15 protein-coding genes, 2 pseudogenes and 1 CRISPR repeat array are annotated in these 15517 nt (G+C 71.0%); all 17 genes and pseudogenes read right to left on the bottom strand.

What is annotated here, in order from left to right; genetic code table 11:
- Positions 1-48: 48 nt before the first annotated feature.
- Positions 49-1042: direct repeats of the CRISPR family, unit length 28 nt; unit sequence GTCGACCCCGCGCCCGCGGGGATGCTCC.
- Between the two features lie 27 nt (positions 1043-1069).
- Positions 1070-1390: pseudogene (locus RM812_RS36100) on the bottom strand (transposase); the annotation flags it as partial.
- A gap of 70 nt (positions 1391-1460) precedes the next feature.
- Positions 1461-3176, bottom strand: a complete 1716-nt coding sequence (locus RM812_RS36095) for a hypothetical protein (RefSeq protein WP_311583165.1) — start codon at positions 3174-3176, stop codon at positions 1461-1463.
- Positions 3173-4036: a hypothetical protein gene (locus tag RM812_RS36090; RefSeq protein ID WP_311583162.1), complete on the bottom strand. Its 864-nt coding sequence runs from the start codon at positions 4034-4036 to the stop codon at positions 3173-3175. Before RM812_RS36090 ends, RM812_RS36095 begins: the two co-directional genes overlap by 4 nt.
- A 194-nt stretch (positions 4037-4230) precedes the next feature.
- A pseudogene (locus tag RM812_RS36085) lies at positions 4231-4608 on the bottom strand (DUF317 domain-containing protein); the annotation flags it as partial.
- 64 nt (positions 4609-4672) lie between these two features.
- Complete coding sequence (locus RM812_RS36080; RefSeq protein WP_311583185.1) at positions 4673-5791, bottom strand: DnaB-like helicase N-terminal domain-containing protein; 1119 nt, start codon at positions 5789-5791, stop codon at positions 4673-4675.
- Positions 5791-7062 (bottom strand): DNA cytosine methyltransferase, encoded by a 1272-nt coding sequence (locus RM812_RS36075; protein ID WP_311583159.1) that lies wholly within the window; start codon positions 7060-7062, stop codon positions 5791-5793. The genes RM812_RS36080 and RM812_RS36075 overlap by 1 nt, the downstream gene beginning before the upstream one ends.
- Complete coding sequence (locus tag RM812_RS36070) at positions 7059-7820, bottom strand: hypothetical protein (protein ID WP_311583156.1); 762 nt, start codon at positions 7818-7820, stop codon at positions 7059-7061. The genes RM812_RS36075 and RM812_RS36070 overlap by 4 nt, the downstream gene beginning before the upstream one ends.
- A 151-nt stretch (positions 7821-7971) precedes the next feature.
- Positions 7972-8484 carry a hypothetical protein gene (locus tag RM812_RS36065; RefSeq protein ID WP_311583153.1) on the bottom strand — a complete coding sequence of 171 codons (513 nt, stop codon included), beginning with the start codon at positions 8482-8484 and terminating at the stop codon, positions 7972-7974.
- The gene (gene trpA / locus RM812_RS36060) at positions 8477-9274 is read right to left on the bottom strand and encodes a tryptophan synthase subunit alpha (protein ID WP_311583179.1); all 798 of its coding nucleotides are present in this window, start codon (positions 9272-9274) and stop codon (positions 8477-8479) included. Before trpA ends, RM812_RS36065 begins: the two co-directional genes overlap by 8 nt.
- A 267-nt stretch (positions 9275-9541) precedes the next feature.
- On the bottom strand, positions 9542-10300 hold the full coding sequence (locus RM812_RS36055) for a hypothetical protein (RefSeq protein ID WP_311583150.1): 759 nt from the start codon (positions 10298-10300) through the stop codon (positions 9542-9544).
- Positions 10297-10836: a hypothetical protein gene (locus tag RM812_RS36050; RefSeq protein ID WP_311583147.1), complete on the bottom strand. Its 540-nt coding sequence runs from the start codon at positions 10834-10836 to the stop codon at positions 10297-10299. The genes RM812_RS36055 and RM812_RS36050 overlap by 4 nt, the downstream gene beginning before the upstream one ends.
- A gap of 93 nt (positions 10837-10929) precedes the next feature.
- Positions 10930-11388, bottom strand: coding sequence for an XF1762 family protein (locus RM812_RS36045; RefSeq protein WP_311583144.1), 459 nt, complete (start codon positions 11386-11388; stop codon positions 10930-10932).
- Positions 11385-13172, bottom strand: coding sequence for a TraM recognition domain-containing protein (locus tag RM812_RS36040; RefSeq protein ID WP_311583141.1), 1788 nt, complete (start codon positions 13170-13172; stop codon positions 11385-11387). The genes RM812_RS36045 and RM812_RS36040 overlap by 4 nt, the downstream gene beginning before the upstream one ends.
- Before the next feature lie 3 nt (positions 13173-13175).
- Positions 13176-13601: a DUF317 domain-containing protein gene (locus RM812_RS36035; protein WP_311583174.1), complete on the bottom strand. Its 426-nt coding sequence runs from the start codon at positions 13599-13601 to the stop codon at positions 13176-13178.
- Between the two features lie 134 nt (positions 13602-13735).
- Positions 13736-14095 (bottom strand): hypothetical protein, encoded by a 360-nt coding sequence (locus RM812_RS36030; RefSeq protein ID WP_311583138.1) that lies wholly within the window; start codon positions 14093-14095, stop codon positions 13736-13738.
- 230 nt (positions 14096-14325) lie between these two features.
- Positions 14326-15147 carry a DUF317 domain-containing protein gene (locus RM812_RS36025; protein ID WP_311583136.1) on the bottom strand — a complete coding sequence of 274 codons (822 nt, stop codon included), beginning with the start codon at positions 15145-15147 and terminating at the stop codon, positions 14326-14328.
- Positions 15144-15497 carry a hypothetical protein gene (locus RM812_RS36020; protein WP_311583134.1) on the bottom strand — a complete coding sequence of 118 codons (354 nt, stop codon included), beginning with the start codon at positions 15495-15497 and terminating at the stop codon, positions 15144-15146. The genes RM812_RS36025 and RM812_RS36020 overlap by 4 nt, the downstream gene beginning before the upstream one ends.
- Positions 15498-15517: the final 20 nt, after the last annotated feature.

Below are 15517 nucleotides of genomic sequence, written 5' to 3'. Positions count from 1 at the left end.
CCGCGGGGATGCTCCGGTGCAGGTCAGGCGCGCTCGACGGTCTGATCGGTCGACCCCGCGCCCGCGGGGATGCTCCGCAGACCTTCGGCGACTGGTCGGACGACATGTCGTCGACCCCGCGCCCGCGGGGATGCTCCCTGGGCCCAGTGACCTACAACTGGCTCCCGCCGGTCGACCCCGCGCCCGCGGGGATGCTCCGGCTCGGGCGATTCAGGCGCACGCGGTGCACGCGTCGACCCCGCGCCCGCGGGGATGCTCCGGAGGGGCTGACCGCGAACGACAAGACGTTCAGGTCGACCCCGCGCCCGCGGGGATGCTCCGAGCTGGCGTCGGCCTGGTCGACGCTGGAGGCGGTCGACCCCGCGCCCGCGGGGATGCTCCGGGCCGCCCGGATGCACCCAGGCGGCCCCTCGAGTCGACCCCGCGCCCGCGGGGATGCTCCTCTGACGGGCCGTCAGGTGAGATGCACAGGGATGTCGACCCCGCGCCCGCGGGGATGCTCCGTCGTACGGGTTGACGCCGGAGGCGTGGCACCAGTCGACCCCGCGCCCGCGGGGATGCTCCCCCACCGGCCCAGCCTCGTCCGGCTCGGCGGCGGTCGACCCCGCGCCCGCGGGGATGCTCTGGCGGGCCGCGCTCACCCGGGAGTCGACCCCGCGCCCGCGGGGATGCTCCGCAACGACGTAGCACACCTACGGTCGATATATGGTCGACCCCGCGCCCGCGGGGATGCTCCGGTGGGTCTGTGCCTCGCGAATGACCTTGCCGCGTCGACCCCGCGCCCGCGGGGATGCTCCGGGTGGAGACAAGGCTCCACCCCGACCGGATTGGTCGACCCCGCGCCCGCGGGGATTCTCCGGCTCCACCCCGACCGGATTGGATATGAGAGTGAGTCGACCCCGCGCCCGCGGGGATGCTCCGGCGGCCGGCCGCTTCATCACGGCCATGGGCCGGTCGACCCCGCGCCCGCGGGGATGCTCCCTTCTTGTGACCGACAGGAACCTGGTGGTCATCGTCGACCCCGCGCCCGCGGGGATGCTCCCAGACCCTGACCCCCGGTGGCCTGCAGCATGCCGAGCATGGCGTGGTGGACGCCGTCGCCTCTGAGGCGGCAGTCGCGCAGGATCTTCCAGCTCTTCATGCGGGCGAAGGTGTGCTCGACGCGGGCGCGGACCTTGCGGTGGGAGGCGTTGTGCTCCTCCTTCCAGGTCGGCAGGTCCTCGTCCTTGTGGCGGCGGTAGTGCGGGATGGTCAGGCCGGTGCCGCGGTAGCCGCCGTCGGCGATCACCGCGGGGGTGGTGCCGACGGTGGCCTTGGCGCCGGTCTCTTCCCAGGCCCGGCAGTCGTTGCGGTTGCCGGGCAGCGGCTTGCCGACGGCGACCACGAGGCGCGCCAGGCGGGGTGCCGATCCAGAGGGCCGCTCAGAGGGTGGGTCACAGGTCGTAATGTCCGTTCAGGAGCTACTCGATGGCCTCGCGGTCGGCGTGCGTGACCCGGGCAAGGGCCTCGCGCCAGACGGGCGGACCGATCCGCATCTTCAGGTCCTCCAGGCGCGCGTGTGCGTCGCCCCAGTCGGCTGACCAGACCTCGGGGGCCAGGACGGCCCGCAGATTCTCGATGCCCTGGTGGAGGTGGGCGAGCCGGGGGTGGTGAGCCGGGGTGACACGGGCGTTCGGGCAGGCGGTGCAGAGCAGGAACGAGGCCCGGCAGCTGGTGGCGCTGCCCGTGAATGGGCTGTGGTGGTAGTCGGTGCAGGCCGCGGTGACGGTCTCACGGTCCCCGGGCCGGGTGGTATCGCTGAGTCGGGCACGCAGCGTGCGGTGAGCGTGGTCGACGGCGTCGGCGATGCCGTCAGCGATCATCTCCGCGGCGGCCTGCTGGGCCTGGGGCTCGGGCAGCACGTAGACGCTGTCGTGGGTGTCCTGGGTGTTCTGCCCCGGCTCGCGCCGGTGCAGGACGTTCACCGTCTTTCTAAGGCGCCGCATGGGGGATCCGGACAGCCCGACCTGCTGTCCCCAGATGTATGGGGCGGTGTGGTGCAGGCCGACTCCGATCACGCCGACCCGGACTTCGTCGTCACGCCTGCCCTGATAGGGCCTGTTCGTGCGCCAGAGCAGCAGCCGGTCCAGCTCCGGAGCCTGTTCGGCCACCAGGGCACGGGCGTGGGCAGTGGCCTCCAGGGCCAGGGTGATCAGGCGTCCCGGCGAGTCGGCGCCGAAGTCGGTGATGTTCCTGGTCTCGAAGTGCCTGCCGGCGCCTCGTCGGCGCTTTTCCAACTCGATCCGGTAGACCGAGAAGCCGCCCTCGCCAGAGTCGGGGGTAGCGCGAGGAACAGGCAGCTCGGAGGCGGTGGTGGCGTTCAGCCCGTGATCGGCCACCAACAAGACGGCCAGAGCGACCGCCTCCATGCGGTTCAGGAAAAGCCGTTCCCAGGTGGCTGCGGCATTGTCCCCGCCCATCGCGCGCAGGTAGCGCGAAACGATCCTGGTGCGGCTTCCGTCGGATCCGACGTACCGAGGGACCTCACCCGTCCGGGCCAGGCAGTCCAGAGCCTCGCCGATGAGCCACTGCCCCGTGCCCGGCTCCAGGGCGCCGGCCCGCCAGCGGTGCAGCAGCACCGTGTTCTCACGAATGCGCAGGCAAGCGCCGCGGAACATCCGCTGTGCAGCGAGGCGGAGCTGAGGGTATTCGTCCGGAGAGTAGGCGGCTTCCGCCTTCTTCACCTGGAAAACCCGCTTGGCCATCGCCTCACGGACCACCTGGGGCAGGCGCGGATCCGGCCGCAGGAACGCGGCAATTGTCAGGATCTGTCTCCTGCCCGAGGAAGTTCGAGGGCGGCTGATCCGCCAGGCGTTCCAGACCGCCACCGTCAGCTCACCGACATCCCGTGGCGGCTGATCCCGCGCGGCGAGGAACCGGGCGAAGGCCCGCAGTTCCTTCCACGTCGACCGGCTGGAGGCAAGGGAGTTCCAGCCGCCACCGGGTGCGCAGCGGGCCGCGAACAGAGCGGCCCAGGACTGCTGCATAGTCGGCGCCAGGGGAAGAGCGGTGAAGTCGTAGTCGGCCACCTCGCCCTTGGCGCTGCGGTGACGGACGACGAGGCTGCCCGGCTCGCGGACCACAGGGTGGTGGTGCGGCGCATCGGGCAGTGTGGCGGAACGTCCCCGCCGGCTCACGCGACCTCCATCCGCTCGTCCAGATCCTGGATGCCCTCGCTCTCACGGGCGATCCGCGCGAACACCGACGTCATCCTCTCCTGCGACAGCCCGGTGACGCCGGACAGATCCCCACCTGGATCGGCGAGCAGCGAGCGCAGCTGCAGATCCGCGACCGGTGCGAGATAGATCCGCCGTGTGGTCTCCAGGTCCGCGTGTCCGAGCAGGTCCTGCACCATCCGCCACGGATCGCCGTAGAGCAGCCGGAAGTCCCGACGCTCCTCCGCAGTCAGCCCCATCCGCTGGTCCATCAGGTAGTTGAGGACCACCAGCATGTAGAGCGCGAAGCTGTGCCGGGCCATGTGCGGCGTCGCGAACGGCGGCTCGGCCATGACCTCCGCCAGCACCGTCTCGCACCGCTGCGAGGCCATGCGGAAGACGTTCTCCCACGACGCCGGACGAAACGGCAGCCCGGACTCGTTCAGCCACAGCCACAACGGCTCGGGCCCCTGGGGCCCTTCCGTGAAATACGTCATCCGCTCGGCGACCGTGGCCTCGCCCAGCGGGGTCTGACCCACGACACCGTCCTGGTCGCGCCAGTGCAGCACCCTTCGCAGCCGGCCGCTCTTGTGCGTCACCAGCCGCCACTCGGCAAGCCGCTCGTAGCGGCCCCGGGCCTGAGCACGGCGTACCACTTCCGCCCGCGTCGACTCCACATAGCCTTCGACTTCGCCCAGCGCCACCGCCGAGGCGTAGAACGTGCGGGCCTTCTTCGTCTTGGTCACCGCCCGGGCGAGCCGGCCACCGTAGTAGCGGCCTCCTTCCAGCCGTGTGCGGGGCACCTCGAACAACAGCAGCGAGGCCGCCTCCGTCAAGCGCATCCCCGATGACAGCAGCAGCCCCGTATAAGCCGCATTGCGGTCTTCAAGGCGCCCCACCCACCTGGGATCCGGCCTGCCATCAGCGGTGTGGCCGCGCAGACCGACGTCCACCCACAGCCGGAAGGCCCGTGGCGTCAGCCAGCGGACGTTACTGGCCCTCGCATGAACGCACGAGCAGCCGGCACCAACACGGCCAGGAGGTGGCCGTTGCGGATGTCGTCGTGGATCTTCTGCGCCTGGTCGGAGACCTCGCGGATCTCGTTGCGGGTGCACCAGGGCATTGGGTAGTTCGGCCAGGTCCATTCCTCGTCGATGGCCTCCTGGAGGCGCGGGGTGATCTCGACGGTCATGCCTTCGGCGGTCAGGTGCTGGGCGGCGTCGGCGGCCCAGTAGGGCTCCTCGTGATCGATGCGGGCCAGGACCAGGACGCCTGTGGCGGCGGCACTCCAGCCGGCAGCCTCCAGAGCCATGGAGGCGACGCGGGCCTGGGTGCCGGTCAGGACGGCCTGCACGGCGCTCGGGTGAGTGGGGGGGGTATCGAGGCGGACATAGGCGTCGATGGAGGCAGTCACGTGAAGGTCTCATCTGTTCTGCCGGTGGCCGGGCCTTCAGGTCCGGCCACCGGCGTACTCGGGGTTATCGGGTCGCTCGTGTGGATCGGGCGGCGTAAGCGGCCGTAGTGGTCGGCGGGCCGGCGCGGATGGCAGGCGCCGCTCGCCGCTGCCGTGGCGGGGCGGTTCCGGTGGCGTTCTGCCAGCGGGTGCGGACAGCGGCGATGTCAGCGAGAGCGCGGCGGGCGCCGACGACGAGCTGGAAGGGGGTGTTCGCCGGGTCGCCGGCGTATGCCTCAATGCGGCGTCCGGTGCGCTCGGCCGTGGCCAGGAGGGAGCGCTGCAGGGCGCGTTCGGCCCAGTGCCCGACAGATCCGGCCGCTTCGGCCAGCATGCGCAGGACCTCGCCTGGTTCACTGCCGCCGTCCAGCAGGCCGCGCTGCTGGGCTTCCCACAGGACGGTGACGGGGTCGATGGGCTCGCCTCGGCGGGCGAGGGTGGTCAGGCACTTCCACAGGCCGGCGTGCAGCGGCACGGCGAGGTCGTCAGGGACCAGCCACCGCACGGCGTCGATGTCGTCAGGGCGGGCGGTGGCGGTGGCGAGCAGCAGTTGCTCCTCCTCGACCGCCTCGGTGTAGTCCGGGGCGAGATCGGGGGGCGGTGCCGGGGTACGGGGGAGGACGCCGGAGCGCGGGGGGAAGCGGTTCGCGATGTCGTCCACGACCGCGGCGAGCGCGTCGGCCTCGGCGAGCACCGTCTGGACGGGGAGCGGGATGCCGGCGTCGTGGACGGTGTGGACGAGGTGTTCGGCGGCCGTCAGCAGGCGGCGGCGGGCGTGCTCGGCCTCGACCATGCGGGCGTAGGCGGGGGCGTGGCGGGGCCAGGGGCAGACCTGGATGAGGGTGTGCAGGTAGGTGGCGGTCAGGCCGCGTGCCTCCTCCAGGGCGGTGGTGAGCACGTGGTCGAGCCACTTGGTGTTCTTCGCGTGTTCGGCGGGGTCGGGTCGCGGCAGGGTGTTGATCGCTGCGTACAGGGCGGCGTGCGCGGCGGTGGAGAACGAGTCGGCGCCGATGCCGCTCACGTCGTCCAGGCGGTGCGGGTCGAGGAGGAGGGCCCCCAGGAGGGCCTGCTCGACGTGGAACACCGGCTGGGGCGGTGGGACGGCGTCGAGACCGTCTTCGTCGGGTTCGGGAGTGTGGGGCATCACGCGGCGAGGGTGAAGTCGTCGGGGTCGAGGGTGAGACCGAGGTGCGGGGCGAGGAGGTGGCCGGCGAGGAGCGGGGGCACGGCGTTGCCGATCTGGGAGAACTGCTGGCCCTTGTTGCCGGCCCAGGGGTAGTCGGCGGGGAAGGTCTGCAGGAGGCCGGCCTCGCGGGCGGTGATCCGGATCGGCTCGGGAACGGCCGGCGTATCGGCACCTTCGGCTGGCGGTGTGGCGGGCTCGGCGACCCAGGTGCACTCGTTGGCGCGGTGCCCGAAGAACAGCGTGCCGGCCGGTTCGGACAGCAGACGGACGGTGGCGTTGGCCTGGTTGTTGCTGCGCAGGGACCAGGACCAGCGGTGGGCCTCGGCGGTGAACGTGGGCGCCGGAGCGTCGGCGGCCCGGTTGTCTCGGGTGCCGTGCCGGGCCGCCCATCCGGCGCCTTCGCGGCGGGACTGCAGAACCACCCCGTCCGGCCGGGGCATCCAGGTGCCGCGCTCCCGGGCGTCGGACAGGGTCTTGCGGGAGCCCGAAGGGAACGGTTCGGGTCCGCCTCCGGGCCCGCCTCCTGCGCAGACGGTGGGGACGGGCCGGTCGGTCGCGCCCCACCCCAGGGCTTCGGCCATGCTGACCCAGCGGGCACGGCCCGGACCGAACAGCGATTCCGGCTCGGCGAGCGGGGCGTGCGTGGGCGTGGGCGGCTGCGCCGTGCGGACGCGGGAGGCCAGAAGGATCGCTCGCTTCCTGGTCTGAGGGACGCCGAAGTCAGCGGCGTTGAGGATCCCGCACCAGACGGAGAACCCCCACCCGCGCAGGACGGCCGCGTACTGCTTCCACAAGGGCAGCACGTCCGGTACTTCCTCCATGGCGACCCAGTCGGGCTCGCCGACCGTGTTCAGCGCGTACAGGTAGCGCATCGGCTCGGCGGCGAGCAGGGAACGCTCGTCACGACACGTGGCGAGGAGGCGCTCGCGGGTATCGCGACCGGCGGCCAGGTCGTCGACCGCTGCGTGCACCAGCGGCTGGTCAACCAGGCCCAAGCGCTTGCCGGCCATGCTCCACGCCTGACACGGCGGCGAAGCGATCACACCGCGGGTGCGGCCGACGAACGGCCAGGTCGGATACATCGCCACGTCGCACCGGATGGTCAACTGCCCTGCCGCAGCGCGCGTCTTACACGCCCACTGATCCCATTCCAGCCCGACGTCGCGCACGCCCAGGACGTGCAGTGCCCTGCTCCAGCCGCCCGGACCCGCGAAGAGGTCGAGTATCACGTGGCCAGCCCGAAGTCGTCCTGCGTCAACGCGTCGGCGTCGCCACGGCACGCCCAGGGCGAGCAGCCGTCCTCGACACCGTTCTCCAGGACGTCGGCCTCGTCCGCGCTGATCCGCTGGGCGGCCCGTTCGGCAGCCGTGACGTGATCGATGGGGGCTTCGCTGAGCGGGACGCGGGAGCGGTGCAGGAACGCCTCGCCGAGCAGTCTGTTGCCGGTGGCGTTGGCGCGGGCATTGCCCTGCCGGATGGCCGCGTCGAATTCGACGACGTCGGCCCACTCGGACGGAGAGGTGTCCCTGATATGTCGCCACTGCGCATTTCCGTGGAACGGGCATCCCAGGCAACTCGATTTCGGGGTATCTGCGAGACCGAGAGAGGTCAGGTAGCGCACGCAGTCGGCCCTTCTCCAGGACATGTCTAGAAGGGGATGCCGGTTACGCATGTACTTGACGTCCGCATCCTTCGCGCGGTGGAATTCATCCGTGGAGATTCCTACCCACTGCTCGACGAAAACGGCCTTCGGAATGCGGGCCGGATAGGGGTAGCCGAGTAGTTCGCGAACCTGCTGCTTGATCGGCTTAACCTTATATTCACCGGTGCACTGCCGTCGGGTCATCCCAGGACGCCCATCCTGATTGAGGATGTGGAGCGGCATGGAAGCGAAACGGTGATCCGGGTTCAGCGCGTCGTCGCGGATATTTCCGGCCGACACGCGCAGTACGGGTATTCCGGCGGGTGTGGCTATCTCTTCTTCCAAGCGGTCAAGGTGTGTATAAACCGCTTCGGGTTCCCATCCGGTATCGGCGAAAATCGCATAGTCGACCCTGGGGAGAATGCCCTCGGCTGACAGGGCGAGAAGCGTGCTGGACTGAACTCCCGCGCCGAGGGAGAGGGCGCGGAATCGGGGCTTATCTGAAATGGTCTGTCCTGAGTTTAGGGAAGGGGGCGCTCGCATCGCGGCTATCGCGCCAGTGGCAGGGTGATTGCGGCCGGTCGCGGGATATGGCGGTGCAGAGGGCGGGGATGCGGTCGAGGAGGCCGGCGGCCGACTCGATGAACTGCTGCGGTGTCGGCCCGATCAGGACGACCCGCGGTGACGTGGCGGCGGCCTGGCGGCGCTGGTTCTCCACGGCTCGGGCCAGGGCAGCGGCCAGTTCGGCGGCGGCGTCCTGGGCGGCCTTGGCGATCTGCGCGAGGCGGTGAAGAAGCAGCAGGTCCGCAGGGGAGGGCCGCGACGTCTGGCGGCTGAGGGTGAGAAACAGCCGCAAAGCGGTGCCGGCAAGGTCCTGGGCGTCAGTGATGCGTGCGGCTAGTGCGGATGCGCCCCGTTCGGCGGGCAGGGCACGCAGGGCCTGGTGCAGACAGGAAGCGTCGGACGAGATGCCAGCCAGAACCGGGGCCGGGTTGGTGAGGTCAGGCACGGGTCTCCGCGGTGGCGTACGAGTTCAGGGCTTGGGCGAACGCGGCGGTGAGCGCCGGGGCCTGCTCGGGGGCGGCCATCAGGGCGCGGACGACGGGGGTACCTATGACGACGGCGTCCACCAGTGGCGCGACGCGTTCCGCGAGGGCCGGGGTGGAGATCCCCACGCCCGATACGACGGGCAGGGGACTCGCGGCGCGAAGGCGTGTCGTGAAGTCGGCGAGCGCGGGCACGTCGAGCGGGCCGCGGTAGCCGGTGGGGGCGGTGCTGGCGGGTGCGTAGAGCCATCCCGACGCGTCGGCGGCCACGGTGGCGAGGCCGGTGTCGGCGAGGTGGCGCGGGACGAGGCGTGGGGTGGAGAGGTTCGCGGTCTTCGCTGCGGCCTGCCAGCGCTCTGCCTGGTCGTCGGGCAGGTCGACGACCATGGCGCCGACGGCACCCGCCTCAGCGAGCAGCCGGGCCAGGCGTTCGGGACCGTGCCGGCTGACGGGATCCCAGTAGGTCATGACGACGGTCGGTCGAAGGCCAGCGGCGTGCTCGACCGCGCGCAGGGCGCGGGCGAGGACGTTTCCGCGGCTCAGGGCGCGGCGGTAGGCGGCTTGGATGACGGGCCCGTCGAGGCCGGCGTCATGGTGGGCGAGGCCGATCTCGAACAGGTCGGCGCCGGCCTGGGCGATCTGGTCGAGCTGACGGCGCTCGGCGCGGGCCGGATGCAGTCCGGCGGGAACGAACACGCCGAGCGCGCACCGGGGTTGGGCAAGGAGGGCGTGGAGGGAGTCGGTGGCGGCCAGGAGATGCCTTTCTCGGAGGGCGGGCTGTCGCGGCCGGTCAGCGGTGGCGTGGGGCCGGTGAAGGCGGGGAGGCCACGGGGGTAGTGGCGCTCCGGGAGTGGGCGTGCTGGGTACAGGGAGTGGTGGGCTGGTGGCTGAAGGCGTGGGCCACGCGGTCGAGGGCCTGGACGATCTGCTGGGCCGGTCGTGAGCAGTAGCGAGCTGCTCGGCGACCTCGGCGGGGAACCGGTCCCACTGGGATCGGTACTGGTAGCGCTGGAGGATGGGTCAGCGGCTTCGGGCGGCCGTCTGCGCACTGGTAGCGGAGGGCGGCGGTGTTGCGGCCAGCGGACTCCTGGCGGCTGGAGGCAGGCAGATGGTGGAGGCCAGGGCGGTGGTTCCAGCCGAGGTGAGACGGAGTCGGTCCTGCAGCGGCCCCCCGACATAGGCGGAGGGTGCGGAGTGCGGGACGCGTTCGACGAGGTCCTTGGCCTCCAGCGACCGCAGCGTGCCGATCAGCACGCGGGCGTCCCGGTAGTGGACGTACTGCCGTCCCAGAGAGCTGGTGGCCACGACGTTCCCGCAGGCGATCTCCCACAGGGCGGTGCGCTGTGTGGGGTCCAGCTGGTGGACTGGAGCGTCGGTGGTACTCCAGCGTCGGCGTCGGATCTCGCTGGCGAGGCTGTCGGCGCAGCCCATGGTGGCTTCGGGAGCCAGGGCCGTCAGCATGCGGGCCGTGGGGAGCCGGTGCTCCGTGGAAGCGTCGCTCAGGAAGGCGAGCTGCTGGAGGCGGCTCACCGCGTCCGACAGCTCGTGACTCGCGAAGAGCCGCTCGTCAGTGATCGCCTTGATGGCGGTGTTCGTCGCGAAAGCCAGCCGCTGGGCGGAGGCGACGTGGGTGTCGGGCTCGGACTGTGGACTGGCCCGCAGGAGACGGTCGAGCATGTCGTTGTGCTGCACGTACTGGTCCGCGAGCAGCAGTAGGCGCTCAACCGGTGTCGGCGGGGCGGCCACGTCGAACAGGAGGCCGTCGGGCGGTGTCGTCATACGCGGCGCCGGGCAGCGGGCGCGGGCGGCGTGGAGGGCGCTGTCTGTGGGCTGGGCCCTTGGGCTTCAGAGATGAGCTGCCGGTCTTCAGCGCGCGCCGAGAATGAGGCGAGGCGGCGGGAGAGCCTTCGCGCTACGGCGCGATAGGTGGTGGCCGCTCGCTGCATTTCCACACCGGCACGGCGGAGTTGATCACGGCTGGTGGTGGGGGTGGGGTCGGCGTCCTCGTACGGCAGGATTTCGGTGCGGTGGTGGATGGCGAGGTTGCACAGTGTGGCGGCGAGTGAGATCTGGGAGCAGGCGCCGGAGAGGTGCGCCAGGTTGTCGGCCCCGTCCTTCATCGCGGGGTACTGGCTGACCGACAGGTCGTGCACCTGGCGCGTGCACTTCATCGCCAGCTCGTGCACCCGCAGGCTCAGGGGTGCGATCTCTCGGACGGGCTTGGCGATCTCGCCCTCCCGGATTCGTGCCGCCTCCGCGGACAGTTCCTCCAGGGCGGGGACGACCTCGCCGAGTAGGCGGGTGTGTTCGGTCAAGTCGACGGTGTGCAGGACAACTCCGGGAGGACGTGGGCGGTACGGGGCGAGGTGCAGGTGGTTCCGTCCGTTGACGTGTAGGAATGGGCTCGGTCAGAGGGCTTCCCACAGCAGGCAGGTGACGTGGTCGTTGCCATGGCCGGCGCGTGGGCGGGACGGGGTGTGCCATCCGGCCCGGGGCGGCCGTCTGACGATGACGCGCCACCCGGCGCCGCGCAGTGATGCGCCGCCCTCGCCGTCCTGCGTGTAGGTGACCAGCCGTCGGTAGCCGAGGGCCTTCGCCGCCCGCCACGCGGCTCCATAGAGCAGCGAGTTGGCGTTGCAGGCGCCGTCGGTGGCGGTCCGGGTGACTTCGAGGGTGGCGCCGTCGTCCAGGTGACGGGCCACCGGCCGGCCGACGATGGCCACTGCGCGCAGCGTGCCGGTCTCGTCGGCGGCGCCGACCGCGAAAATCTGTCCCGCGGGCGGCGGATGGTGACGGCGCCAGACGCGCACGAAGTCCTTCGCCTCACGGGAGCGGACCGGCACCAGGTGCAGCGGGGCGTCGCTCACGCGGCCGTCCCGAAGTCGGACTGTGTCGGCGCGTGCTTCGCGACGGCGCGAGCCGTGATCGCCTTCGACGCGCGGGCGGACGCCGCGGACAACTCCTGTGCTCCTGGCTCCTGGTACCACGGCCGCAGGTCGAGCATCGCGGCCCGCATGCCGGTGGCGAAGCACAGCGCGGTGCCCTTGGGCAGGGCGCGGATCGCGTCGGCGGGCAGGATCCGTTCCTGGCGCATGCTGACCGAGGTCGACTTCCCGGACTCCGAGTGCGAGGTGGACGTGGTCTCCACGTCGTGGTCGCCGATCAAGCGGCTGAGCTTGTCCGCGAAGTCGGGGTCGTCGATGCCGGAGCCGATGACCTTGACGGTCGAGGCGGACCACATGGCGTCCATGCCCGCGTCTCCCCAGACCTTCTGGCCCTGGCGGTAGGACTGGAGGATGGTGATCGGGATGATTCCGCGGCTGCCGAGGTGGGAGTACAGGTCCGGCAGGTCGCTGATCTTGCACACGTTGGCGGCCTCGTCGAGGATCGCCAGCATGGGCGGGTCCAGGCGTCCGCCGGCGCGTTCGGCCTGGGCGGTGGCCGCGCGCATGACGGAGTCCGCGCACGCGGCGATCAGTGCCGAGGCCCCGCCTCCGCCGTCCTTGCTCAGCAGGAACAGTGTGTCGGTGGAGGTGACGAACTCCGACGGGCGGAACTCGGGGACTTCCTTCTGCGGGGTGACCCAGGTGGCGATCTCGTTGTTCAGCAGTGCGGCGGCGTACTGGCGGGCGGTCTCGTAGATGCCGTCGCGCGTTTCCGGGGGGCCCTCGACGGTGCCCTTGAGCTGGGCTGCGACGGCGGCGAAGTCGTGGTCGCGGAGGATGTCGAGCGGGGTGCGGTCGGCGGGGAAGGCGAGCCACTGCATGATGTCGGTGATGGGCCGCTCGTCGAGCGCTGCGGCCAGCAGCAGTTGGGACAGGATGTTGCTGCCGGCCTTGGACCAGAAGTCGCCCTGCTGGGAGGCGTCCACCGAGGCGGCGAGGAAGTGTCCGGCGAGCCGGTTCGCCCCGTCCAGGGTTGTCGCGCTGGCGAGGGGGTTCCACCACATCTCGCGGGCGGCGTGCGCGATCTGCTGTGGGTCCATGGTCCACACCTGCCCGACGCGGGAGCGGGCCTCGTATGTGGCGGTGAATGCGTCTCCTGCGGCCTTGTTCGAGGTCAGCAGGACGGGGCCGGGCGCTGCGAGCATCGAGGGGATGGCGAGCGAGGTGGTCTTGCCCGAGCGGGGCGCCATGATGGCGACGGCAACATCCTCATAGCCCATGCGCACCTCGTGCCGGGTGTTCTGCAGGTTGCCCAGGAGGATGCCGGTGTCGCGGGCTTCGATGTGCTTGGCGTCTTTCAGGCTCGGACGCACCGAGCGGGCCTTGTCGGTGATCGCCTTGGCCATCAAGGGCTCGATGTCCCGGGCCTTGGCCATGCCGGTGATCTTCTTCCGGGCGCCGCCGCGGTTCTTGTGCCGGATCCACAGGGCGACCGCCGTCACCCCGAGAGCCAGGAGGAGTAGAACGGGAACGATGAGTGCCCCGATGAGCAGGGCGTTTTCCCCGGCCTCGGGCCAGACCTGCTCGGGGTGGAGCAAGGCGTTGGTCGGCTGGTAGGGGGCCCAGCTGCCTCCGGTGAGGGAGGCGGTGAGGTTGCCGCACAGCCAGGCCAGGTGGGACAGGGGGACGACGACGGCGAGCACGCCGAGCAGGAGGCGCAGGACGAGGTCGTATCCGTCGGTGTTGCTGCTGGAGGAGGGGGGCAAGGGCTAGGTGCTTCCGGGCGGGGACGGAGGGATCAGCGCTGGCGGTGGCGTTCGGCCTGCGGCCGTTGCGGAGGATGCGTACTCGTCGCCGGCGGGCCGGATCGGCGTGCGGCGAGGGAGCGGATGCGTTCTTCCAAGGCGCCGGCGACCTGCGTGGCGGGTACTTCCCGGTGCGAGAGGGTGATGAGGTCCGGGTTGCGAGTTGGGAGGCTGGAGGGGCCTGTGGTGCGGGGCACCGGCCGTGGGAACGGTCAGCGCATCGGTGAACGCAGCGATCATCTCGACGGGGGTGCGGGCATCGAAGCTGGCGAACCAGGCGGGCCGGTCCGGCGCGGGGGCGTGCTGCAGAGTCCACCACCGTCCGTCGGGGTCGGGCTCCAGCCGCAGGAGGGCCTTCTGGTCGGGGCTGGAAAGCAGGACGCGGGGCATCAGGGGGTCGTGACCGTAGCTCCAGCCGCAGGCACGGTGGAGGGGGACGGTGATCCAGGCTGGATCGCCGCCGCCGGCCAGGTGGCGCGGGGCTATGTAGGCGATGTCGACGTTGGCGGGGCCGTCGGGCATGGTCACCGTCCCCTCGCGCCGTGTCCGCTGCGCCTGGACGTCAGGGCAGGGAGCTGCGGGCGCTTCGGCTGGGACGGTGCTCGGCGTGTGGCGGCCTGGATGTCGAGGATGACGCGACCGTGGCAGGCCCAGTCGTCCAGATAGCTCCAGCACTCTGCGTGGTGCTCGTCCAGCGCGTCGACGTACGCTTCGCTGCCCGGTCCGGCGCCCTCGGGGAGCTGGGCCCGGGTCTGGTGCCACCGCGCGTCCAGGGTGTCGAGGTGGCTCAGTGCCTCCTCCAGGATGGTCAGTTGCCCGGGCCAGCTGTCCCGCGTGAGGTGTGCGGGCAGGTGCTGGAGCTGGAGCCGGGCGGTGGCCAGCAATTGGCGGGCGCCGGGGCGGATGCCGTCGAACGCTGCGGCGGTGTCTGCGTCACGGACGGCGGCCCGGCGGCCGTAGGCGTCCTCGTCGAAGGGCCAGCCGTCCAGGTCCGTGTTGAACTCGGTGAAGGCGTCCCAGGACGCCAGGATCCGTTCACTGTGGCGCAGGTAGCGGTTGAGGCGCCGCAGTGAGGTGCGGCGGTGAGAGGGGGAGATGGGATGTTCCTGTCGGTTCAGCGGCGGGCGGCCGGCTGGGCAGTTCGGGTGTGCACCGGGGCCGGTGCGGGCTTCGTCTGACGTCGGCGGGCTGCGCGGACGTGTGCCGTGATGGCCTTGAGTCGGTCGGTGTGGGCGTCGACCACCTGCTGAGGGGAGAGTGGGCTCGGCTCCTGAACGGCCCTGTAATGGGCGGTCGGTTCGTGCATGCCGCGTTGGAGTGGAGCGGCGCCGGTCAGCGCGGTGACGAAGGCGTTGACCAAGTGGGCGGAGACGTTCTGGTGGAAGTGCGCGTGCCAGATGCGTCGGCCGCCAAGCTCGTGAAAGTTGGTCTCGTGGGTTTCGATGTGCCATTCCGGCGTGTCGTGGAGTTCGCTGACCGGGCGGTGCTCGATGGTGCACATCCCGTCGGTGGAGCGGGCCACGCCGCTGTCGTCGCGAGCCCAGCCCGCCTCGTTCAGCGTCCGCCATGGGTCCGGCTGTGCGGCCGGTGGCGGGATGACCAGGGCGTCGGTTACGGCAGCGAGAACCTCGGCGGGGACGAGTTCACCGAAGGCGGCGTACCAGTAGGGCTCGGCACCGAAGGGTTCACTCGTCAGGTGCCACCACGCGGATATGTACCCGGACTCCGGGGTGAAGCGCAGGCTGTAGCGGTGGTCGGGGCTGGTCATGACCATGCGCGGGCTCAACGGATCGGAGGTGCGAGTCCATCCGGCGGCGGCGAGACCGTGTGTGACGTGCCGGGCGTCACCGGGGCCGGCGAGGTGGCGGGGGCTGGTGTCGAAGGGAATCTGCCAGGCGTGTTTGTCGGCGAACTCCGAGAGCTGCCGTTCGCTCACCGGCACCGGCTGCACCCCTGCTCGCTCTCGGCGTCGTCGTGCAGCGCCCGCAGCTCGTCCAGGACGTAGTGGAGGGTGTGCTGGTCGGTCTGTTCCCAGGCGGCGGAGCGCAGCTCGGCGATCAGGACGTTGACGTGCGCAGTGCGTGGGATGGCCTGGTGTTCCTGGATGGTGCGGGCGAGTGCACGCAGGGTGTCGGCGAGCTGGACGGGCAGGCCCGTGTACTCGTCGAGGAGCGGCTCGACGAGGGCGAGGGCTTCGGCGGGGTCGGGATTCTCGCGCAGGTACTCGGTGACGTCCGACAGCGTTTCGGTCAGGGTGCGCAGGGTTTCCGGGGTGGGGGCGGGCATCGGGCTCCTTGAGACGGGGA

The organism is Streptomyces lancefieldiae (assembly GCF_031845825.1).
Taxonomy (GTDB): domain Bacteria; phylum Actinomycetota; class Actinomycetes; order Streptomycetales; family Streptomycetaceae; genus Streptomyces; species Streptomyces lancefieldiae.
The sequence above is the reverse complement of the archived record's forward strand: the minus strand, read 5'-3'. Positions and strand labels throughout refer to the sequence as shown.

Excerpts from the sequence above, each read along its gene's own strand:
- RM812_RS36020 (WP_311583134.1), bottom strand. The coding sequence starts at position 15,497 with ATGCCCGCCCCCACCCCGGAAACCCTGCGCACCCTGACCGAAACGCTG.
- RM812_RS36055 (WP_311583150.1), bottom strand. The coding sequence starts at position 10,300 with ATGACGACACCGCCCGACGGCCTCCTGTTCGACGTGGCCGCCCCGCCG.
- RM812_RS36080 (WP_311583185.1), bottom strand. The coding sequence starts at position 5,791 with ATGCCCCACACTCCCGAACCCGACGAAGACGGTCTCGACGCCGTCCCA.
- RM812_RS36035 (WP_311583174.1), bottom strand. The coding sequence starts at position 13,601 with ATGCCCCGCGTCCTGCTTTCCAGCCCCGACCAGAAGGCCCTCCTGCGG.
- RM812_RS36090 (WP_311583162.1), bottom strand. The coding sequence starts at position 4,036 with ATGCGCTTGACGGAGGCGGCCTCGCTGCTGTTGTTCGAGGTGCCCCGC.